The 20,297-nt window shown below is 63.2% G+C and carries 18 protein-coding genes and 1 pseudogene; 16 read left to right on the top strand and 3 right to left on the bottom strand.

What is annotated here, in order from left to right; all coding sequences use genetic code 11:
- Nucleotide 1: 1 nt before the first annotated feature.
- Nucleotides 2-1,006, top strand: a complete 1,005-nt coding sequence (gene doeB / locus AC0V7N_RS31930) for a N(2)-acetyl-L-2,4-diaminobutanoate deacetylase DoeB (protein WP_496627503.1) — start codon at nt 2-4, stop codon at nt 1,004-1,006.
- A gap of 19 nt (nt 1,007-1,025) precedes the next feature.
- Here the strand turns inward: doeB and AC0V7N_RS31925 are convergent, their stop codons facing one another.
- Nucleotides 1,026-1,229, bottom strand: a complete 204-nt coding sequence (locus tag AC0V7N_RS31925) for a helix-turn-helix domain-containing protein (protein ID WP_496628041.1) — start codon at nt 1,227-1,229, stop codon at nt 1,026-1,028.
- A 304-nt stretch (nt 1,230-1,533) separates the two neighbouring features.
- A pseudogene (locus AC0V7N_RS31920) lies at nt 1,534-1,974 on the bottom strand (DJ-1/PfpI family protein); the annotation flags it as partial.
- A gap of 145 nt (nt 1,975-2,119) precedes the next feature.
- Here AC0V7N_RS31920 and AC0V7N_RS31915 point away from each other — a divergent pair.
- The 8 genes from AC0V7N_RS31915 (at nt 2,120) to AC0V7N_RS31880 (ending at nt 9,927) form a co-directional block, all read left to right on the top strand.
- On the top strand, nt 2,120-2,758 hold the full coding sequence (locus AC0V7N_RS31915) for an HD domain-containing protein (protein WP_475452212.1): 639 nt from the start codon (nt 2,120-2,122) through the stop codon (nt 2,756-2,758).
- A 103-nt stretch (nt 2,759-2,861) separates the two neighbouring features.
- The gene (locus tag AC0V7N_RS31910; protein ID WP_475452210.1) at nt 2,862-3,542 is read left to right on the top strand and encodes a GntR family transcriptional regulator; all 681 of its coding nucleotides are present in this window, start codon (nt 2,862-2,864) and stop codon (nt 3,540-3,542) included.
- Between the two features lie 228 nt (nt 3,543-3,770).
- A complete protein-coding gene (locus tag AC0V7N_RS31905) occupies nt 3,771-4,220 on the top strand; it encodes a DUF3024 domain-containing protein (protein WP_475452208.1) in 450 nt (149 codons plus the stop codon).
- Complete coding sequence (locus AC0V7N_RS31900; RefSeq protein WP_496627502.1) at nt 4,217-5,542, top strand: DUF6880 family protein; 1,326 nt, start codon at nt 4,217-4,219, stop codon at nt 5,540-5,542. Before AC0V7N_RS31905 ends, AC0V7N_RS31900 begins: the two co-directional genes overlap by 4 nt.
- An 86-nt stretch (nt 5,543-5,628) precedes the next feature.
- Nucleotides 5,629-5,898 (top strand): hypothetical protein, encoded by a 270-nt coding sequence (locus AC0V7N_RS31895; RefSeq protein WP_496627501.1) that lies wholly within the window; start codon nt 5,629-5,631, stop codon nt 5,896-5,898.
- Nucleotide 5,899: 1 nt separating this feature from the next.
- A complete protein-coding gene (locus AC0V7N_RS31890; RefSeq protein ID WP_475452204.1) occupies nt 5,900-6,481 on the top strand; it encodes a hypothetical protein in 582 nt (193 codons plus the stop codon).
- Between the two features lie 97 nt (nt 6,482-6,578).
- Complete coding sequence (locus AC0V7N_RS31885) at nt 6,579-7,373, top strand: DeoR/GlpR family DNA-binding transcription regulator (protein ID WP_475452203.1); 795 nt, start codon at nt 6,579-6,581, stop codon at nt 7,371-7,373.
- A gap of 76 nt (nt 7,374-7,449) precedes the next feature.
- Complete coding sequence (locus tag AC0V7N_RS31880) at nt 7,450-9,927, top strand: GcvT family protein (protein WP_475452201.1); 2,478 nt, start codon at nt 7,450-7,452, stop codon at nt 9,925-9,927.
- Between the two features lie 799 nt (nt 9,928-10,726).
- On the opposite strand, the gene AC0V7N_RS31875 is transcribed toward AC0V7N_RS31880, so the two are convergent.
- The gene (locus tag AC0V7N_RS31875) at nt 10,727-11,596 is read right to left on the bottom strand and encodes a LysR substrate-binding domain-containing protein (protein WP_475452199.1); all 870 of its coding nucleotides are present in this window, start codon (nt 11,594-11,596) and stop codon (nt 10,727-10,729) included.
- A gap of 148 nt (nt 11,597-11,744) precedes the next feature.
- Here AC0V7N_RS31875 and AC0V7N_RS31870 point away from each other — a divergent pair, with 148 nt between their 5' ends.
- The 7 genes from AC0V7N_RS31870 (at nt 11,745) to AC0V7N_RS31840 (ending at nt 20,266) form a co-directional block, all read left to right on the top strand.
- Entirely contained in the window at nt 11,745-13,451 is a 1,707-nt protein-coding gene (locus AC0V7N_RS31870; RefSeq protein ID WP_475452197.1) for a Na/Pi cotransporter family protein, read from the top strand.
- Between the two features lie 142 nt (nt 13,452-13,593).
- Complete coding sequence (locus AC0V7N_RS31865; protein WP_475452195.1) at nt 13,594-14,793, top strand: 2-aminoethylphosphonate--pyruvate transaminase; 1,200 nt, start codon at nt 13,594-13,596, stop codon at nt 14,791-14,793.
- A gap of 25 nt (nt 14,794-14,818) precedes the next feature.
- Nucleotides 14,819-16,075: a phosphonoacetate hydrolase gene (phnA, locus tag AC0V7N_RS31860; protein WP_475452193.1), complete on the top strand. Its 1,257-nt coding sequence runs from the start codon at nt 14,819-14,821 to the stop codon at nt 16,073-16,075.
- Between the two features lie 263 nt (nt 16,076-16,338).
- A complete protein-coding gene (gene phnY / locus AC0V7N_RS31855) occupies nt 16,339-17,796 on the top strand; it encodes a phosphonoacetaldehyde dehydrogenase (RefSeq protein ID WP_475452191.1) in 1,458 nt (485 codons plus the stop codon).
- A gap of 73 nt (nt 17,797-17,869) precedes the next feature.
- Nucleotides 17,870-19,228 carry a (R)-1-hydroxy-2-aminoethylphosphonate ammonia-lyase gene (pbfA, locus tag AC0V7N_RS31850; protein ID WP_475452189.1) on the top strand — a complete coding sequence of 453 codons (1,359 nt, stop codon included), beginning with the start codon at nt 17,870-17,872 and terminating at the stop codon, nt 19,226-19,228.
- Nucleotides 19,225-19,803 carry an NAD(P)-dependent oxidoreductase gene (locus tag AC0V7N_RS31845; RefSeq protein WP_475452187.1) on the top strand — a complete coding sequence of 193 codons (579 nt, stop codon included), beginning with the start codon at nt 19,225-19,227 and terminating at the stop codon, nt 19,801-19,803. The genes pbfA and AC0V7N_RS31845 overlap by 4 nt, the downstream gene beginning before the upstream one ends.
- Nucleotides 19,763-20,266 carry a 2-hydroxyacid dehydrogenase gene (locus AC0V7N_RS31840; protein WP_475452185.1) on the top strand — a complete coding sequence of 168 codons (504 nt, stop codon included), beginning with the start codon at nt 19,763-19,765 and terminating at the stop codon, nt 20,264-20,266. Before AC0V7N_RS31845 ends, AC0V7N_RS31840 begins: the two co-directional genes overlap by 41 nt.
- The last annotated feature ends 31 nt before the right edge of the window (nt 20,267-20,297 follow it).

Below are 20,297 nucleotides of genomic sequence, written 5' to 3'. Positions count from 1 at the left end.
GATGTCCAGCCTCCGCCCATCGCCGATCGCGCCGACTGTCGATTTCGATCGTGACGGCGTCCAGCACGGTTTCCTGCGCTTGCCCTACAGCCGCGACGATTCGGCGTGGGGCTCGGTGATGATCCCGATCTGCGTCATCCGCAACGGCAACGGGCCGACGGCCCTGCTCTCCGGCGGCAACCATGGCGACGAGTATGAGGGGCCGCTGGCGCTCTACGATCTCGCCCGCACGCTCGACCCGAAAGACGTCAGCGGCAGCGTGATCATCGTGCCGGCGATGAATTATCCGGCGTTCCGCGCCGGCACGCGCACCTCACCGATCGACAAGGGCAACATGAACCGCAGCTTTCCCGGCCGGCCGGACGGCACGGTGACCGAAAAGATCGCCGACTATTTCCAGCGTGAGCTGCTGCCTCGCGCCGACATCGTCTTCGACTTTCACTCTGGGGGAAGAACGCTCGACTTCGTGCCATTCTGCGCGGCCCACACTTTGCCCGACAAGGCGCTGGAGCAGAAAGCTTTTGACGCGGTCGCGGCATTCTCCGCACCCTTCTCGATGCGCATGATCGAAATCGACTCGGTCGGCATGTACGACACGGCGGCCGAGGAAATGGGCAAGGTCTTCGTCAGCACCGAGCTTGGCGGCGGCGGCACCTCGCGTGCGCAAACCGTGCGCGTCGCACGGCGCGGTATTCTCAATGTGCTGCGCCACGCCGGCATTGTCGCCGGTGCGGTCGAGAAGGGCAGAACCCAGTGGCTGGACATGCCGTCCAGCGATTGCTTCTCCTTCGCCGAAGACGACGGCATGATCGAAACCATGGTCGATCTCGGCGAGCCGGTCGAAGAAGGCGCGGTGCTGGCGCGCATTCATTCCGTTGGCCGCACCGGCGTCGCTCCACAGGAGATCCGGGCAAAAATGTCGGGCATGCTGGCGGCGCGGCATTTTCCCGGCCTGGTCAAGGCCGGCGATTGCGCGGCGGTGGTTGCCGTCGAAGTGGAAGGTTAGACGAAAGCAAGCCGCGCTTTCAAAGCACGGTCTGCGTCTCATCGACCTGAACGCGCCGGTAGGCGGCAGGTGTCACCCCGACCTTGCGCTGGAAGGCGCGTCGAAAGGTGTCGACGTCCGAAAAGCCGCATTGATCGGCGACCAGTTTTGGCGCCGCACCGGTTTCCAGCAGGCGCTGCGCCGCCTCGACCCGGATCGCCTCGACCCAGGCTGACGGCGTAATGCCGACCTCCTGGCGAAACAGCCGGGCGAAGTGGCGCGGAACTCATGCCGGCGCGGCTGGCGAGCTGATCGACGCCATGCTCTTCGGCGGGGTTGGCGATCACCCAGCGTTGCACCTGTTGCAGCGCCGACCGTCCGGTCGGGCTGCCGGCGCCCTTGCGGCTGTACTGAAGCTGGCCGCCGCTACGGCGAAAATACATGACGAGCTGAGCGGCGACGCGACGCGCGATCTCGGCGCCGAGATCCTCCTCGACCAGCGCCAGCGCCAGATCGAGTCCGGCGGTCACGCCGGCCGCCGTCCTGATCTTGCCGTCGCGGGCGTGGATGGCGTCGACATCGAGGATCACCTCGGGAAAGCGCTCGGCGAGCCGGTCGGCCACGGCCCAATGCGTGGTGGCGTGGCGGCCGTCGAGCAAGCCGGCTTCCGCCAGCAGGAAGGCGCCGGTGCAGACCGATCCATAGCGTCGGGCAGTGGTGCTGACGGCGCGTAGCCAGTCGAGCACAGGCGCACTGTGTCGCGATCGTCCCAGATGCGGCGCGCCGGCCACCAGCATCGTGTCGAAGCGTGGCATGCCAGCCTGTCCGATGACGAAATCAGGCAGCAGCCGTGCCCCCGAGGAGCAGGTTACCGGGCCGTCCACCGCTGCAACGACCGATAGGACATAGGCTTGCCGGCCGGCCTGCAGATTGGCCTCGGCGAAGACATCGAGCGGCCCGGAGACGTCGAGCAACTGCGCGCCTTCCATGGCGAGGATACCGATCCGCAAAGCCATCTGTCCGCTCTCCAGGTCTGTTTTCTCAGTGTTTTGGCAGAAATCATCGCAACAAAACAATTTCTGCCATAGCCGATAGCGCCTAGATTGTCACCTCAGATCATCAGGAGACGACATCATGGCCACCATCCCCAACGCCGCCGCTATTCCCGACAGCAGACTGGCGCGCGCCATCACCACCTTCATCCACGACACCGAGACCGAACTGCTCTTCAACCATTCGAGCCGTGTCTATCATTTTGGTGCGCTGGCCGGCCTGCATCGCGGGCTCAACTTCGATCGTGAACTGCTCTATGCCGGTGCGATGTTCCACGACATCGGGCTGATGCCGAGTCACTCAAGCCAGCATGAGCGTTTCGAGGTCGATGGCGCTCACGCCGCGCGCGACTTCCTGCGCAGCCATGGCATTGCCGAGGAGGATGCCTACACGGTCTGGACCGCGATTGCGCTGCACACCACGCTGGGCGTCCCGGTTCACATGCATCCTGTCGTGGCGCTGGTGACGGCCGGCGTCGAGATGGACGTGCTCGGGCTGACCCACGCGCAATATTCCGACGAGGAGCGTGAAACGGTTGTGCAAGCCTTCCCACGGACGCCGGCCTTCAAGGAAGACATCATCCAGGCCTTCTATGACGGCATCAAGCACAAGCCCGACACCACCTTCGGCAACGTCAAGGCCGATGTGATCGCCGACAAGGAACCGCATTTCCACCGCGGCAACTTCTGCTCGGTGATCCGCAATTCCGCCTGGCGGTAGGAGCGGCAGGGTCTCAACGCCCGTGTCGGATCGTACACGAGGATACTCATATCCAGTTCCGCGGTTTTTCATTACGCTGCACCCCGTGACAGGGGAGCATCGATTGCGCGGATTTTCCGAAGGCTTGATTGAAAGACCGCAGACGGTGGCGGAGCAGGTCGCCAACGTTCTGCGCGAGGCCATTGCCAGCGGCACCTTGAAGGCCGGCACCGCGCTGCGCCAGGACGAACTGGCCGAGCAGTTCGGCTTCAGCCGCATGCCGATCCGTGACGCGCTTCGCCAGTTGGAAGCCGAGGGCATCGTGTCCATCCACCCGACCAAGGGCGCGCATGTCGCTCGGATGGACGGCGCCGAAATCAGCGAAATCTACGCGGTGCGCGGCCTGCTCGAATGCGAAGCGCTGCGGCTGTCTGTTCCCACCTTGTCGGACGGCAAGCTCGATGAGGCCGGGCAGGTGCTCGACCAGATCGACGCCGAGCGCAACGTCGGCCGCTGGGGCGCGCTGAACCGCACCTTTCACCTCTCGCTCTACCATGCTTGCGGCAACCAGCGTCTGCTCAGCCTGATCGAGGCGCATCACAACGCCGCAGATCGCTATGTCCGCATCCTCTTGTCGAACCTCGACTATCGCACCCGCTCGCAAAGCGAGCATCGCGACCTGCTGGCCGCTTGCCGCCAGCGCGACGGCAAGAAGGCCGTGAGCGTTCTGCGACAGCATCTTCGCGAAGGAAGCGAAACCCTCGTCAAGGCGATAGAGGGCGGCGGCCTGTCGCGAAAAGCCTAGGCTCGGCTGAAAGCGAATTTTAGCCCTCGTTGGAGATCAACGATGCAGTGTTCGCCAGAACGTAGCGGCTCCGCCGTGGCCGTCTAGCTTGGCGGGAAACCCTCGCTGCTACCCGGAAGCCCGATGTTGTGGTTTCCCCAGTGGGCAGGTCAATGGGTCACGCTCCCGCAAATGATGCTTGGTGTGTGTTGATCCAAAAGCATTGCCTCGCAGGATCGGTCGATTATCATGTTCTATGTTGAGTCCGGAGCTCTTGGCGACAGGTGGCGCGGAAAGATCGCGATGGCGAAGCGGGCAACGCAACGGATGTGGGTCAAAGAGCTTTCGTCCGACGAGAGGCTGGCCATCGCCGCTGCCTGCGAGCGTTTCATCGCCGATGTTCTGAAACCGCGGTTCATCCCCGGTCAACCGAATCGGTTCGACCATCTAGCCGACATCTTCGGGAAGTGGCGAGGAAGCAAATACGGTTTCTCCGCGCGCTACCATTCGGATGACGGCGAAGCATTCGACGCCCCCTTCGCCCGGCTCGACCATGTGGAGGAGCATCGCGCCGAGACCCGGTTCGACCTCATGTGGCACAGACACACCGGAGCATGGTGGCGGCTGCATGCGAACCTTGCGTTGGACGAGGCCCTGCGTCTTATCGCGGCTGACTCGAGGCTCCAGCCGTCACTATGAACCGCAAGAACAGCCGCCCTCGCTTCGATGTCGACGCCCTGCGCGATCTTGTCGGCAGCAAGGTCTTCTCGCGCGGCGAGACCTATTGGCGTGACGGGCTGGTGAAATTGTTGATCGTTGGGCCGAAGCGGGTGTTGGCCCAGGTTGCCGGTACTGAGGACTACCGCGTGGAACTGCTGGGAAGTGGCGAGTCCGTTGACGGTTCTTGTTCCTGTCCCGCCTTTGGCGATTGGGGCTATTGCAAGCATTTGGTGGCGACGGCGCTGGCAGCAAATGCGGCAGGCAGCGACACGGAAGCAGAAAGCCTCGACGTCTTCGCGGGTATTCGCCAATATCTGAATGGCAAGGACATTCCAGCGCTCGTCGAGATGATCATGGATTGTGTTGAGCGCGATCCTGTCCTGTTTCGGAGGCTGGAGACCGCCACGCTTGCTGCACATGGCGACAAAGCGACCCTCGAGACGCGTCTCGGCAAGATGATCGGCGCCGCCACCGCCACCAATGGCTTCGTGGACTACAGCGAAGCCGCCGACTGGGCGCGAGGTGTCGACGAGGCACTCGACCTGATCGCCGAACTCTCGGGCAAGCATGCCGGCGTCGTGATGGGGCTGGCGATGCGGGCCATCGATCGGATCGAGAGCGCCATCGACGATATCGACGATTCCGACGGCCATTGCGGCGCGCTTCTCGACCGGGCATGTGAGATGCACCGAACTGCCGCCCAGGCGGCACCGCGCGACCCCTTGCCTCTCGCACGCGACCTTTTCGCCCGCGAGATGAGCGGAAACTACGACACCTTTGCTGGCGCGGCCGGGCTCTATGGCGATATTCTTGGCGAGGACGGATTGGCCGAATATCGTCGCCTCGCCACCGAGGCCTGGGACAAGCTTCCCGCGACCTCCAGCAAGGACCGCGCTGGCATGGGGCCGCCGATGGACCATTTCAGGCTGCGGGAAATCCTCGATTTCTTCGCCGAACGCGATGGCGACGTGGAGGCGCGCATCGCGCTTCGTGCCAAGCATCTGGCCTCACAGGGAAGCTATCTGCAAATCGCAAGATTCTGCCTCTCGCAGGATCGGACGGAAGAGGCCTTGCGTTGGGTGGAGGACGGCTTGTGGATGTTCGAGGACGATCGGCCGGATGAGCAGCTCATTGCCCTTGCAGTCGACCTGCTCTCCAAGGCCGGTCGGGTCGCGAGGCCGAGGCGCATTTGTGGCGTGCCTTCGAGAAGGCGCCGAGCCTCGAACTGTATCGGCGGCTGTGCAAGGCGGCTGGCGCGGCCGCGCGCGACAAAGCGATCGAGCGCCTCCAATCCAGGCTGACGCACGGAAAGCCTTCCGCCTGGCATTTTCCGGCCGATCTGCTCATCAGCGTCCTGATTGAGGAGAAGCAGTTTGAAAAGGCTTGGTTGAATGTGCACGAATATGGAGCTTCGGAAGGGCTGAAGCAGAAACTTGCGCAGGCCAGTGAAGCGACGCATCCGCGCGAGGCACTGAAGGTCTACGCGGCACGCGTCGACCAGATGGCCCAACTTGGCGGTAATGGCGGCTATGCGGAGGCGGCAGCACTGATCGGTCGCATGGCCGGCCTGCGCGGCGCGTCCGAACATGCCGCTTACCTGACGGATGTGAAAGCCCGCTTCGGCCGCAAACGCAATTTCATGAAACTGTTGGCCTGAGATGCGGCGCGCGGCTATCGAGCAACAAGACCGATACATGCTGGAACGCCAGCGGCAGTTTCGTGCGGCGGCGGATGTCGTCACCGATGCCTGGACACGCTTCCAGGAAGTGGCTGCGGTGGCTGTCATCGGCTCCGTCGCGAAGCCGCTTTGGAAGGAGGTGCCGCGCTTCAGCGAATTCCGGCGCGCACGGATCGAGGTCTGGCATGAATGTGGCGATCTCGATCTGGCGCTGTGGCTCGATTCGCAGGAACGGCTTGGCGAACTGCGTCGCGCCGCAGCACTCGCCCTGCGCCAGGCGTTCGAGAAAGGAACCGGGATCAGCGTTGCCGATCACCAGCTGGACGTCTTTCTGATCGAACCAGGCAGCGATGCCTATCGCGGTCGGCTCTGCAAATTCAGTCAATGTCCGAAGCAGAAACTTGACTGCCTGGTTCCCGGTTGTGGCGAGATCGCCTTCAATAGGCGCATCGCCGAATTCACGCCGCATGCCGATCTGCTCGCCCTGGCCGAAGGCGCTATGCTCTACAAGCGCGGCGTTGGCCGGATCCGCTCTGCGCTTGATCTGCCCCAGACCCGTTGAAGTCCTTCACCGGTCATCGGGAAGCTTGGCGAAAGTTTGCGTCTGCTCACATTAACTGCCACATATTGCAACATCAATGCTCGACTCGAGGATCGCCATGTCTCCCGTCAGTCGCCTGCCGGCACGCGCCCTTGCCCCGCGCCGCCACGACGAGATCCTGAGGCGGCTGAGCGCCCAGGGTTCCGTCAGTGTCGCCGAGCTGGCCGCGTTCTTCGATATTTCGCGCGAAACCATCCGTCGTGACCTGAAGCTGCTTTCGGACCAGGGCAGGCTGGGCATCGTGCATGGCGGTGCTGCTCGCTTCGAACCGAGCGAACCAGCGATGAGCCTGCGCAGCCAGGAAAATGCCGGTGGCAAGGCGGCGATCGGCAAGGCGGCCGCCGGCCTGGTCAGGGATGGAATGGTGGTCTTTCTCGATTCCGGCACCACCACCTTGGCCGTCGCGCAGGCCCTGGCCGGACTGCGCGATCTCACCATCTGCACCGCCAGCCTGAAGATTGCGCTGCATCTTTGCCATGTCCCCGGCATACGCGTGCACATGCTGGGCGGCGAAATCGATCCGGGCGAGGAGGCGGCTTCCGGTATCGACACGCTCGATGCCATGGCCCGCTTTCGCGTCGATATCGCCTTTCTCGGTGGCGGCGCCCTATCCCCCGACGGTGAGGTCACGGACTTCACCCGCGCCGGCGCCGAGCAACGCGGCCGCATGATCGCGCTCGCCAGAAAAGCCTATTTCGTGCTCGACAGCAGCAAGTTCGGCAAGCTGACGCCGCTCAGGGTTCCGAATTTCGAACGCGCTGCCGGCGTGATCGTCGACGCCGATCCCGAACCCGCCCTTGCCGGGGCGCTTTCGCAAAAGGGGCCTGAACTCATCGTTGCGACCCTGATGTGATATTTTGTGACTTTTTGAGTTGATATTTGGTTTTGGTGTGTTAGTCTCCGCCATCCCTTCAAATGGCGGAACGCTCATGGCACATGAATTTCCCACCCAGGCCCGTGTTGTCATTGTCGGCGGCGGCATCATCGGCTGTTCGGTCGCCTACCATCTGACCAAGCTCGGCTGGACCGATGTCGTGCTGCTCGAGCAGGGACAGCTCAGCGGCGGCACCACCTGGCACGCCGCAGGCCTTGTCGGCCAGTTGCGCAGCCATTCCAACATGACCAGCCTGATCCGATATTCGACGCAGCTCTACAGTGAACTGGAGGCCGAGACGGGGCTTGCTACCGGCTGGAAGAATTGCGGCTCGCTGTCGGTGGCGCGAACGGCCGATCGAATGACCGTGCTGAAGCGCACGGCCGCGTCGGCGCGCGCGCAAGGGGTGGAGATCGATGTCATATCGGCGAAGGAAGCCGGCGATCTCTGGCCTGTGATGGCGACGGACGACCTGGTCGGCGCTGTCTGGTTGCCTGGCGACGGCAAGGCCAATCCAACCGACTTGACGCAGTCGCTGGCCAAGGGTGCGCGCAACCGCGGCGCGAAAATCTTCGAGCGGGTCAAGGTCACCGGCATCAGCGTCAAGAATGGCGTCGCCTGCGGCGTCGAGACGGACCGTGGCGACATCGCCGCCGAGATCGTCGTCAACTGCGCCGGCCAATGGGCGCGCAAGGTCGGGCTGATGTGCGGCGTCTCGGTGCCGCTGCATTCGGCCGAACACATGTACATCGTCACCGGCAGGATCGAGGGCGTGCATCCGGACTTGCCGGTCATGCGCGACCCCGACGGCTTCATCTATTTCAAGGAAGAAGTCGGCGGCCTGGTGATGGGCGGCTTCGAGCCGCATGCCAAGCCGTGGGGCATGAACGGCATCCCTGAGAATTTCGAGTTCGCACTGCTGCCCGACGATTGGGACCAGTTCGAGATCCTGATGGAAAACGCGCTGATCCGCGTGCCGCAACTGGCCGAAGCCGAGGTCAAGAAATTCTACAACGGTCCTGAGAGCTTCACGCCGGACAACAATTTTCTCCTCGGCGAGGCGCCGGAGTTGAAGAATTTTTATGTCGGCGCCGGCTTCAACTCGATGGGCATCGCCAGCGCCGGCGGTGCGGGCAGGGCGCTGGCCGAATGGATCGTCAACAGTGCGCCGACCATGGATTTGTGGCCGGTCGACATCAGCCGTTTCGCCTCGTTCAACAACAATCCCCGCTGGCTGCATGACCGGGTCAAGGAAACGCTCGGCTTGCACTACGCCATGCCGTGGCCGAACCGCGAACTGGACACGGCACGGCCCTTCCGCCGTTCGCCGCTCTACGACCGGCTCTCGGCAAAAGGCGCCTGCTTTGGCTCGAAAATGGGCTGGGAGCGCGCCAACTGGTTTGCGGCGCCGGGCGAGAAGGCCGAGAACGACTATGCGTTCGGCCGCCAGAACTGGCACGAGGCCGTCAGGCGCGAGATGAAGGCGACGCGTGAAGCGGTTGCCATCTTCGACCAGACCTCCTTCGCCAAGCTCCTCGTCCAGGGCCGCGACGCCTGTGCCGTGCTCAACCGGATCTGCGCCGGCAATGTCGATGTGCCGGTCGGCACCTCAGTCTACACAGGCGTGCTCAACGCGCGTGGCGGCTACGAGAGCGATCTCACTGTGATGCGGCTGGCTGCCGAAAAATTCCTCATCGTCACCGGCTCGGCGCAAGCGGTTCACGATGCCGACTGGATCGTCAAGAACATCCCGTCCGATGCCCATGCCATCCTGACCGACGTCACCTCATCATACGCGATGCTGGCCTTGATGGGGCCGCGCTCACGCGATCTCCTGAGCAAACTGTCCTCGGCGGATCTCTCCAATGCCGGCTTCCCCTTCGCTACCATGCGCGAGATCGATATCGGCTACGCCACCGCCTATGCCAACCGCATGACCTATGTTGGCGAGCTCGGCTGGGAACTGATCGTGCCGACCGAATTCGCCGTTGGCGTCTATGAAGCGCTGCATGAGGCGGGCCGTGAATTCGGACTGCTGGATGCCGGCTACTACGCGCTCGACGCCTTGCGCATCGAAAAAGGTTTTCGCGCCTGGGGGCGTGAGTTGACGCCTGATATCAACCCCTGGCAGGCCGGGCTAGGCTTTGCCGTGGCCATGGACAAGCCGGGTGGTTTCATCGGCCACGACGCGCTGCTCGAGGCAAAGTCGTCGGCGGCACCTGCCAGGCGCGTCGTGCTGTTCACCCTCGACGATGCCGATCCGATGCTGTGGGGCGGTGAACTGATCCTGCGCGACGGCAAACCGGTCGGCGAAGTCCGTTCGGCTGCTTACGGCCACACGCTTGGCCGCTCGGTGGCGCTCGGGCTGATCGAGAATGAAGCCGGTGTCGATGCCGCGTTCCTCACCGGCGGCCGTTTCGAGATCGACCTTGCTGGTGTGCGCCATGCTGCGACAGCGCACCTGCGCAGCCCTTACGATCCGAAGTCGGAGCGTGTGAAGGCGGATGTGGTGGAGGTGAGGGCGGCGGCTTAGGATCAAAACTCAATCAGCTGGCCGCCCAACGGCCGAGATGGCTGCAATGCTGCCATTCGTTTCGTCGTTGGGACCTGGCAAATAGTGCCGAGGCTGACCTGAGACTAAGGAACGCCTGTGGCCCAGGTCGGCTTCTGATCTCTGCTAGCTAGCAATTCACAAATGCGTACAATATTACAAAATAGAACCAAGCGTTGAGACACCATATGGACGAAGAGGTCGAACAACTTCGTGCTGCCGCTCGAGCCATGGTTGTGACAAAAGTGCGTAACGCTAAGCTGCTAGATGCAGCGTTTGCAATTGTCACTTACAACAGCTCTCATCGACGGTTCGGCCCACTCCGTGAGCCGCCGCTTCCGATTGACTTACGTGTGCTGAGGGATCGCTTTTCGGAGAGCGAAATCAATGACGCACGTCGCCGGGTGCGCGCACTTTTCCGTGACGCTTACCAAGCCGGCGAGGATGTACTCTCGCATCGACTCACACATGCGGAGACAGTCAGTAGGCTTCGCCAGGGTCATCCCGGCTTTTCCGACAATTGCTACGAGGAGACGATTCATCAAGGATGCCTTATGGCCCGCTGACGTGGCGGTCGCCAATTCGCTCCCTTAGGTGCTCTCTCGGCGTGAGCACAAGTCGGAATTACTCTGTATGTCTGCGTTGGGGTCAGGTTTGCTGTAAACCTCTCTGGCGAAGGCATAGCTGGGGAACTCGGTCGTTTAGACTTGTGTGATTTGATTCTGGACAAAGAGCATAATCCCGAAAAGTGGGAACCGGTTTTCGGAAAGATCAGGCTCGCCTAATCCGCCGACATCGATCTTGCCATGTCGAGGAAGGCGCGCACCAGCTTGCCGCCGCTGCGTTCGCGCAGGCAGATCAGCGCTTCGTCCATCAAGGTTTCAGGGGCGTCGATGGTGATCGGCACCAGCCGCGAATCCTGGCCGAATTCGGCCGCCGAGACAAAGCCGATGCCGGCGCCCGAGGCGACGATCTCGCGGACGGCTTCGCGGCCTTCGGCCTCGATCACGGGCCTCAGTTCGATCTTCGAAGCAGCGGCCAGGTCTTCGAGCTTCTGGCGCGTCTTCGAACCGCGTTCGCGCATCACCAACGATTCCTGCGCGAGTTGTTTCAACGTCAGCGATGTCTTGCCCGCCAGCGGATGATCGACGGAGGCGAAAGCGATGATCGGCGTAGAGTTCAGTTTCAGCACCTCGAAATCGCGCCCGGTCGGCACCTCGCCCAAGACGCCGATGTCGGCATCGTAGCTGTAAAGACTGCTGATCACCGTCTCGGTGTTGCCGGCGCGCACCGAGACCTGGACGCCGGGATAGCGAGCCCGGAAACTGCCAAGGATGTGCAGCAGATGGTGCGCGGCGTCGGCGACAATGCGCAGCGTGCCCGAGCGCAGCGCGCGGGACTCCGTCAGAAGTTCGAGCGCCTGCTGTTCGGTATCGAACATGCGGTGGGTTATCTCGAGCAGCTTCTGGCCCGAATGAGTCAGCGTGACCTGCTTCTTGTTGCGGTTGAACAGCAGCACATCATACTCTTCCTCGAGCTTGCGCACCTGGTCCGAGATCGCCGGCTGGGTCAGGAACAGCGCCTCGGCGGCGCGTGAAAAACCACCGGAGATGGCCACCTGATGAAAGGCCCGAAGCTGAACGTAGCGCATCTTCTCCGCCTCCGAGACGCTGAAATCGACCGGACCTTATCATAAGGTGAGCTAACTAAAAGATAGAAACGAACGATTTGACTTATGTCGAGTCGGTCATCACCCTTACCATGGGTCGACGTCCCTGCCGGCCGTTGGAGGCGTCGCCATGCAATTTTCCATTATCCTGCTGCATCTGGCGGGTGCCGTCATGCTGCTGCTCTGGGCCGTGCGCATGGTGCGCACCGGTGTCGAGCGCGCCTGTGGTCCTGCATTGCGCGATGCGCTGAGACAAGCCCGGAGTGCCCGGGTTCGGTCGGCTTGCGTCGGTACGGTGCTTGCCGTGCTGCTGCAGAGTTCCACCGCCGTCGCCATCCTCGCGGCCGGCTTTGCCGCCAGCGGCATGGTCTCGGTATCCGCGGGACTGGCGATCCTGCTTGGCGCCGACCTTGGTTCGGCGCTGGTGGTGCAGGTGCTGTCGTTCGACCTCAGTTGGTTGATACCGGCGCTGATCCTGATCGGCGGCGCGATGTTCCTGAAGTTCGAGGTGCGAGGTATCAAGCAAGGCGGGCGCATCCTGATGGGTGTGGCGTTTGTTCTGTTGTCGCTGCACATGATCGGCGAGGCGACCGCGCCGATGCGCCAGAGCACGCTGCTGCCCCTGGTGATTTCCTATCTGCGCGCCGACTATTTCACCGCCTTTGCCGCCGCAGCGCTGTTCACATGGCTGATCCATTCCAGCGTGGCAGCGATCCTGTTGTTCGTCACGCTTGCGGCGCAAGGTGTCTTGCCTGTCGAAGTCGGCCTGTTCTTCATCCTCGGCGCGAATTGCGGCGGCGCGCTGATCGCCGTGTGGCTGACGCGCGGCGAGGCCGTCGAGGCGCGCCGCGTCCCGCTCGGCAATCTGATCTTTCGTGGCACGGCCGCGCTCGGCGCCCTGTTCGCGCTTCAGGCTGTGGCGTTCCCCACGGCTCTGTTCGGCGCAACCGAAGGCCGGCAACTGGTCAATTTGCATCTTGCCTTCAATCTGGCGCTTGTCGTCTGCTGTCTGCCCCTCACCGGCTTGATGGAAAGGCTGGTCACCTTGCTGATCGTCGACAAGCCGCCGGCAAAGGCGGAGGAGGGGACGGACCTCATGTCGCGTCGCAGCAGCGCACTTGATCGCACCGTCATGCGCACGCCTGGCCTTGCTTTGGCTAGTGCGACGCGCGAGTTGCTGCGCATGGGCGAGGTTGTCGAGGTGATGCTGCGCCCGGTGATGGATTTCTTCGACGCCGGCACCACTGAGCAGATCCGCCAGGCACAGAAGCTCGATGAAGAGGTCAACCGCGCCCACACCGACATCAAGCTCTACATTGCCGAGGTCAATCGCGGCAGCATGACCGCGACCGAGGCCCAGCGCGGCATCGAACTCACCGATTTCGCTATCAATCTCGAACGCGCCGGTGACATCGTCGCCAAGAACCTGCTCGTGCTCACCCAGGAATTGCGCGACAAGAACCTGCGCTTTTCACGCGACGGCTGGAGCGAACTGTCCGGGCTTCATAACCGTGTCATGGCTAACATGCAGCTTGCGCTCAACGTGCTGGTCTCGAGCGATCTCGAATCGGCGCGGCAACTCGTCGTCGAGAAGGAGCGGATGCGCAAGCTGGAACGCATGAGCCATGACCGTCACCTCAAGCGCCTGCAGTCGGGAATGCCGCAAAGCATCGACACCAGCGACATCCATCTCGAGGCGGTCAGGGCGCTGAAGGAAATCAACTCGCTGATGGCCTCGGTCGCCTATCCCTTGCTGACGCAAAGCGGCGATCTGCTCGAAAGCCGGCTGGCCAAGGGCGGCGGGGTCGCGGACGAGATGGCTTCCGCAGTGGCATGACAGGGCGGAACCACTCGATGAAGCCGGCAAACTTATCCATCGCCTAAATCGATACTTCGATACAAAATAACGATTTTACAAATATGTCGTTCGGGCCGAGACTAAGGCCATATCAAAAAGCAGCGATCTGTCGGAGGACACCATGCTCGCCGAGACCAAATTTGCCGCGGAGCCGCTGGCCAGTCCGGCGCTGGGCGAGCCCTATCTGCTGACCCCGGGACCACTGACCACGGCCTATTCGGTCAAGCAGGCGATGCTGCGCGACTGGGGATCCTGGGACGGTGATTTTCGCGGCATGACATCAGACATGCGCCGCCGCTTGCTGGCGCTGACCGGCGACGCGCGTGACGAGTTCGACTGCGTGCCGATGCAAGGCAGCGGCTCCTTCTGTGTCGAAGCAATGCTCGGCTCGTTCGTCCCGAAGGACGGTAAGGTGCTGGTGCTGGCCAACGGCGCCTACGGCCTGCGCGCCGCGCAGACCATGCAGTATCTTGGCCGCGCCTATACGCTGATCGACAAGGGCGACTATCTGCCGCCGCGCGGCGACGAGGTGGCGGCCGCGCTTGAGGCCGACCCCGCCATCACCCATGTCATCGCCATCCATTGCGAGACCAGCTCCGGCATTTTGAACCCGGTCGCCGAGATTGCCGAGGCCGTCCATGCCAAGGGCCGCAAGCTGCTGGTCGATTCGATGAGCGCCTTCGGTGCCGTCGCACTCGACGTCAACGAGATCCACTACGAGGCGATGGTCTCGTCCGCCAACAAATGCATCGAGGGTGTGCCCGGCTTCGGCTTCATCATCGCCCGCAAGAGCGAATTGGAGGCCGCCAAGGGCCGCAGCCATTCGCTGTCGCTCGACGTTCACGCCCAATGGGCGCACATGAACAAGACCGGCCAGTGGCGCTACACGCCGCCGACGCATGTCGTTGCCGCCTTCCTCGAAGCGCTGCGCCAGCATGAGGCCGAGGGCGGCGTCACTGGGCGTGGCGCCCGCTACACCAGGAACCGCGACGTGATGGTGGCCGGTATGCGCGACCTCGGCTTCGAGACCTTGCTTGGGGATCGCTGGCTGTCGCCGATCATCGTCACCTTCTTCAACCCCGCCCACGCCAACTTCGCCTTCGACCGCTTCTACGAGCTGATGAAGGACAAGGGCTTCATCATCTATCCGGGCAAGCTGACCGCCGTGGATAGCTTCCGCGTCGGCTGCATCGGCCAGATGGACGAACATGTCATGCGCCGCGTCGTCGAGGCGGCGGCTTTCTCGCTTCATGAAATGGGCGTCGACACCGCCGCTCCACCCGCAGCCGCACTCGCCGAGCGCGCCAAACTCGCCGCCTGAAGCGGCCGATCTCGAGGATTTTTCAATGAACCAGATGTCTCCCATCAACGTCGCCGTCAACGGCCGCACCTACGCCTGGCCGCGTGTGCCGGCGATCGCCATCTGCCTTGACGGCTGCGAGCCGGCCTATCTCGACGAAGCGATAGAGGCCGGGCTGATGCCGGCTCTGGTCAGGATCAAGCAGAAGGGCACGGTGCGCTTTGCCCACTCGGTCATTCCGAGCTTCACCAACCCCAACAATCTGTCGATCGCCACCGGCCGTCCGCCATCCGTGCATGGCATTTGCGGCAACTATCTCTACGAGCGCGAGACCGGCAAGGAAGTGATGATGAACGATCCGCGCTTCCTGCGCGCGCCGACGATTTTTCAGGCCTTCTACGATGCCGGCGCCAAGGTGGCCGTGGTCACCGCCAAGGACAAGCTGCGCGCCCTGCTCGGCAAGGGACTGGCGTTCGACGAAGGCCGCGCGCTGTGCTTCTCGGCCGAAAAGTCCGACACCACCACCAAGGCCGAGCATGGCATCGACAATGCCTCGAAGCATTTCGGGCTGCCTGTGCCGGAGGTCTATTCAGCCGAACTGTCGGAATTCGTCTTTGCCGCCGGCGTCCAGCTGCTGAAGGAGTTCCGCCCCGACATCATGTACCTGACCACCACCGACTATGTGCAGCACAAATACGCACCGGGCGTGCCGCAGGCCAACGCCTTCTACGAAATGTTCGACAAGTACCTGACCGAGCTCGATGCGTTGGGCGCGGCCATCGTCGTCACCGCCGACCATGGCATGAAGCCCAAGCACAAGGCCGACGGCTCACCCGACGTCGTCTATGTCCAGGACCTGCTCGACGAATGGCTGGGCAAGGACGCGGCCAGGGTCATCCTGCCGATTACCGACCCCTATGTCGTGCATCACGGCGCGCTCGGCTCGTTCGCCACCGCCTATCTGCCTGATGGCGCTGACAAGGCCGATATCATGGCCCGGCTCGCCAAGATCGACGGCATCATGTTGGTCGTCGACAGCCCGACCGCTTGCGAGCGCTTCGAGCTGCCGGCTGACCGCATCGGCGACATCGTGTTGATCTCGACCGAGAACAAGACCATCGGCACCTCGGAACATCGCCACGATCTGGCAGCGCTCAACGAGCCGCTGCGCTCGCATGGCGGGCTGACCGAGCAGGAGGTGCCGTTCATCGTCAACCGCGTGCTGCCGGATTTACCGAATGAGCCGACCTTGCGCAACTTCGACGCGTTCTATTGCGCCACCATGGCAGCGGCACTGGCGTGAGGGTTGAGTTGGGCGCCGGTAGGACGTGTAGCCATCCATGATAGTGCTGGTCGAGCCCCACTCCGGCCCTTCGGGCCACCTCTCCCCCGATCGACGGGGAGAGGAAGGGCGCTGAGCTCGACAGCCTTGGCTCCCTTCCTCTCCCTCCGGAGGGGAGAGGTGGCGCCGCGGAGCGGCGACGGAGTGGGGGAAGCCATTGCCGAGACGCGATGGCCTAGCCGACAAAAGACCAATGTGGCTCACTGAGCACTGGGAAGACTCACATGACCAAGCTTGACCCTGCCATCAAAGTTCGCCACGAGCCGATGCGTATCGCCGGCAAGAAGGTCGATGCCGACGGCGTCGTCGAGGTGCGCTATCCCTGGAACGACACCGTTATCGGCACCGTGCCTGCCGGCCGCGCCGAGCATGCGCGAAAAGCCTTCGAGATCGCCGCCGGCTACAGGTCGAAGCTGACCCGTTACGAGCGCCAGCAGATCCTGTTTCGCACCGCCGAAGCTCTGGCGTCGCGCCGCGAAGAAATCTCCGATCTCATCACGCTGGAACTCGGCATCTCCAAGACGGATTCGCTCTATGAGGTCGGCCGGGCCTATGACGTGTTCACGTTGTCGGCGCAGATGTGCATCCAGGATGACGGCCAGATCTTCTCCTGCGATCTCACCCCGCACGGCAAGGCGCGCAAGATCTTCACCACGCGCGAGCCGCTGAAGGCGATCTCGGCGATCACCCCGTTCAACCATCCGCTCAACATGGTCTCGCACAAGGTGGCGCCGGCGATCGCCACCAACAATTGCGTGGTGGTCAAGCCGACCGAACTGACGCCGATGACGGCGCTGCTACTGGCCGATATTCTCTACGAAGCCGGCCTGCCGCCGGAAATGCTGTCGGTAGTGACCGGCTGGCCGGTCGATATCGGCAACGAGATGATCACCAACGAGAATATCGACCTGATCACCTTCACCGGCGGCGTGCCAGTCGGCAAGATGATCGCCCGCACCGCCGGCTACAAGCGCCAGGTGCTGGAACTCGGCGGCAACGATCCGCTGATCATCCTCAATGATTTGTCGGACGAGGATCTGGCAAAGGCGGCGGACCTGGCGGTGGCCGGAGCGACGAAGAACTCCGGCCAGCGCTGCACGGCGGTCAAGCGCATCCTCGTCCAGGAAAGCGTCGCCGACCGCTTCGTGCCGCTGGTGCTGGAGCGGGCAAAAAGAATCCGCTTCGGCGATCCGATGGACCGCTCGACCGACCTCGGCACCGTCGTGCACGAGAAGGCGGCAGCACTGTTCGAAGCGCGTGTCCATATGGCGGCCGAGCAAGGTGCCGAAATCCTCTACAATCCGGGCCGCCGGGGCGCACTGTTGCCGCCGATCGTCGTCGATCGCGTGCCGCACACATCCGAACTGGTGATGGAAGAGACGTTCGGGCCGATCATCCCGATCGTGCGCGCACCGGACGACGACGAGGCGCTGATCGCACTGTCCAACTCGACCGCCTTCGGCCTTTCGTCGGGCGTCTGCACCAACTCCTTTCCCCGCATGCAGAAATACATCGCTGGCCTGCAAGTCGGCACGGTCAACATCTGGGAAGTGCCGGGCTACCGGATCGAGATGTCGCCCTTCGGCGGCATCAAGGACAGCGGCAATGGCTACAAGGAAGGCGTCATCGAGGCGATGAAGAGCTACACCAATGTGAAGACATTTTCGCTGCCCTGGTCCTGACCGGACCATAGCAACTGACAGACCAACCGAGGGGGCGTTTTGACGCTCCCTCATTCGCGTTTCGGAGACCATGATGGCCGCGATATCTGAGCTTGTGCACACCGAGGGCGATTCCAACACGACAGCGGCACGCGGCCGCTGGGATGCTGGCCAGGACGATCCCCGCATTCGCGGCCTGCTCGATCGCGATGCGGCCGCCTTCATGCACCAGAGCCTGTCCAGCCCCTGCCTTTCGACGATCGCCAAGGCGGAAGGCATCTGGATCGAGGACACCGTCGGCCGCCGCTTCATGGATTTCCACGGCAACAGCGTGCATCACCTCGGCTATGGCCATCCAAGACTGGTGGCCGCGATCAAGAAACAGCTTGATGACCTCTGCTTCGCGCCGCGCCGCTTCACCTGCGAGCCCGCTGTCGAACTGGCGGAGAAGCTGGCAGAACTGGCACCCGGCGATCTCGGCAAGGTGCTGTTCACCACCGGCGGCTCGGACGCCATCGAGGTGGCGCTGAAGATCGCGCGCGCCGCGACCGGCCGCTTCAAGACGGTGTCGTTCTGGGATGCGTTTCATGGCGCCGGCTTCGGCGCCGCAAGCGTTGGCGGCGAGGCGACCTTCCGCTCGCACATCGCCGGCCCTATGATGACCGGCACCGAGCATGTCGCGCCCTGGGACGGCTATCGTTGCCCCTATGGCCACGATTCGCTGGAAGCCTCGGGACTCGCCTGCGCCAACATGATCGCCTATGTGCTTGGCCGCGAACAGGACGTGGCGGCGGTCGTCGCCGAGCCGATGCGGGCGACGCCCAACCCGCCGCCGCCCGGTTTCTGGAAACGGGTGCGCGAGGCCTGCGACCGGCACGGCACACTGCTGATCTTCGACGAGATCCCGACCGGCCTCGGCAAGACAGGAAAATTCTTCGCGCATGAGCATGATGGCGTGACGCCCGACATCGTCGTTCTCGGCAAGTCGCTCGGCGGCGGCATCCTGCCGATCGCCGCCGTCATCGCCCGCCGCGACCTTGACGTCACCGGCGGCTTTGCCATCGGCCACTACACCCATGAGAAGAACCCGGTGACCACGCGCGCGGCGCTGACCACCATCGACATCATCCTGGAAGAAGGGCTGGTCGAACGATCGGCCGAGCTTGGCCGGCATATGCTCGGACGCATGCAGGACCTGATGGCCCGCTCGCCCCATGTCGGCGACGTCAGGGGCAGGGGGCTGATGGTCGGCGTCGAACTGGTCGAGGATCGCGCCACGCGGCGGCCCGCGCGGGAGCTTGCTGAGCGCGTCTTCTACGCCTGCCTGGAGCAGGGCCTGAGCTTCAAGGTCAGCCAGGGCAATGTGCTGACGCTGTCGCCACCGCTGGTCATTTCGAAAGCCGACCTCGACCGCGCGCTCGACATTGTCGAGGCCGCCGTGCTGGCCGCATGATCGTGAAGGCCATCCGCACCGATCGGGAACTCGAGTGCCCCGGCATCGATGCCGGCTTGCGGGCGCGGGGCGTCGAGCTGGTGACGCTGCCTGACGGCATTGCCGAAGACGATCTCATCGAGGCCGTCGCCGACGCCGATCTTCTGCTGATGTGCTACACGCCGATCACGGCGCGGGTGATCGAGGCCGCTCCCAAATTGAAAGGCATTGTCAAATACGGCGTCGGCATCGATGCCATCGACATTCCTGCCGCGATGCGGCGCGGCATTCCTGTCGTCAATGTGCCCGAATATGCCGAGGAAACCGTCGCCGAAGGCGCCTTCGCCCTGATGATCGCGCTGGCCAAGCGGCTGCCGGCTATAACGGCGGCGGTGTCGCGCGATGGCTGGGTCTGGCCCGAACAGCGCTGGCTCGGGCGCGACATTTCCGGCGCCACGCTTGGCCTCGTCGGCTGCGGCAAGATCGGGCGCAGCGTGGCGCGCATGGCAGGCCAGGGATTTCATACCCGGGTTCTCGGCTTCGATCCCGGTGTCGATGCCGCGACCATGCACGCCCGCCGGCATCGAGAAGGTTGACGACCTGCAAGCCATGCTGCGCGTCTGCGATTTTGTCTCGATCCATTGTGTGTTGAACGACAAGACGCGCGGCCTGATCGGCAAGGCGGAACTCGCCTGCCTGAAGCCTTCCGCCATCATCGTCAACGTCTCGCGCGGCGCGCTCATCGACGAGGCGGCGCTTGTCGAGGCTGTTGTCGCCGGGCGCATCGGTGGTGCCGGGCTCGACGTTTATTCGGTGGAGCCGCTTTCCAGGTCGGCTCATCCGATGCGTGAGCTCTTTGATCGCGACAACGTGATCCTGTTTCCGCATCTCACCTTCTTCACGCACGAGGCGATGCGTCGGCTCGAGGAAGACACGCTCGCGCGCTGTTTCGAGGTCATCGAGGGCCGGCCAGTGACCATCCGCTCAAATGACCACGTTTGCGGGCGCAGACGTCAGGCGTCCAGTTCAGCTGATAAAGCATATCTTTCAACGGGATAGGCGCCTTCCGCGTCGCCGCAATCGCGCCCGC

The organism is Mesorhizobium kamtschaticum (assembly GCF_056174585.1).
This window is presented reverse-complemented; position numbering and strand designations above follow the sequence as displayed.

Bases quoted from the DNA above. Each gene is read 5' to 3' on its own strand.
- AC0V7N_RS31880 (WP_475452201.1), top strand. From the start codon at position 7,450: ATGGCACATGAATTTCCCACCCAGGCCCGTGTTGTCATTGTCGGCGGC.
- AC0V7N_RS31870 (WP_475452197.1), top strand. From the start codon at position 11,745: ATGCAATTTTCCATTATCCTGCTGCATCTGGCGGGTGCCGTCATGCTG.
- AC0V7N_RS31875 (WP_475452199.1), bottom strand. From the start codon at position 11,596: ATGCGCTACGTTCAGCTTCGGGCCTTTCATCAGGTGGCCATCTCCGGT.
- AC0V7N_RS31845 (WP_475452187.1), top strand. From the start codon at position 19,225: ATGATCGTGAAGGCCATCCGCACCGATCGGGAACTCGAGTGCCCCGGC.
- AC0V7N_RS31915 (WP_475452212.1), top strand. From the start codon at position 2,120: ATGGCCACCATCCCCAACGCCGCCGCTATTCCCGACAGCAGACTGGCG.
- AC0V7N_RS31900 (WP_496627502.1), top strand. From the start codon at position 4,217: ATGAACCGCAAGAACAGCCGCCCTCGCTTCGATGTCGACGCCCTGCGC.
- phnA (WP_475452193.1), top strand. From the start codon at position 14,819: ATGAACCAGATGTCTCCCATCAACGTCGCCGTCAACGGCCGCACCTAC.
- phnY (WP_475452191.1), top strand. From the start codon at position 16,339: ATGACCAAGCTTGACCCTGCCATCAAAGTTCGCCACGAGCCGATGCGT.
- AC0V7N_RS31885 (WP_475452203.1), top strand. From the start codon at position 6,579: ATGTCTCCCGTCAGTCGCCTGCCGGCACGCGCCCTTGCCCCGCGCCGC.
- AC0V7N_RS31865 (WP_475452195.1), top strand. From the start codon at position 13,594: ATGCTCGCCGAGACCAAATTTGCCGCGGAGCCGCTGGCCAGTCCGGCG.
- AC0V7N_RS31840 (WP_475452185.1), top strand. From the start codon at position 19,763: ATGCCGCGACCATGCACGCCCGCCGGCATCGAGAAGGTTGACGACCTG.
- AC0V7N_RS31905 (WP_475452208.1), top strand. From the start codon at position 3,771: ATGTTCTATGTTGAGTCCGGAGCTCTTGGCGACAGGTGGCGCGGAAAG.
- AC0V7N_RS31890 (WP_475452204.1), top strand. From the start codon at position 5,900: ATGCGGCGCGCGGCTATCGAGCAACAAGACCGATACATGCTGGAACGC.
- pbfA (WP_475452189.1), top strand. From the start codon at position 17,870: ATGGCCGCGATATCTGAGCTTGTGCACACCGAGGGCGATTCCAACACG.
- doeB (WP_496627503.1), top strand. From the start codon at position 2: ATGTCCAGCCTCCGCCCATCGCCGATCGCGCCGACTGTCGATTTCGAT.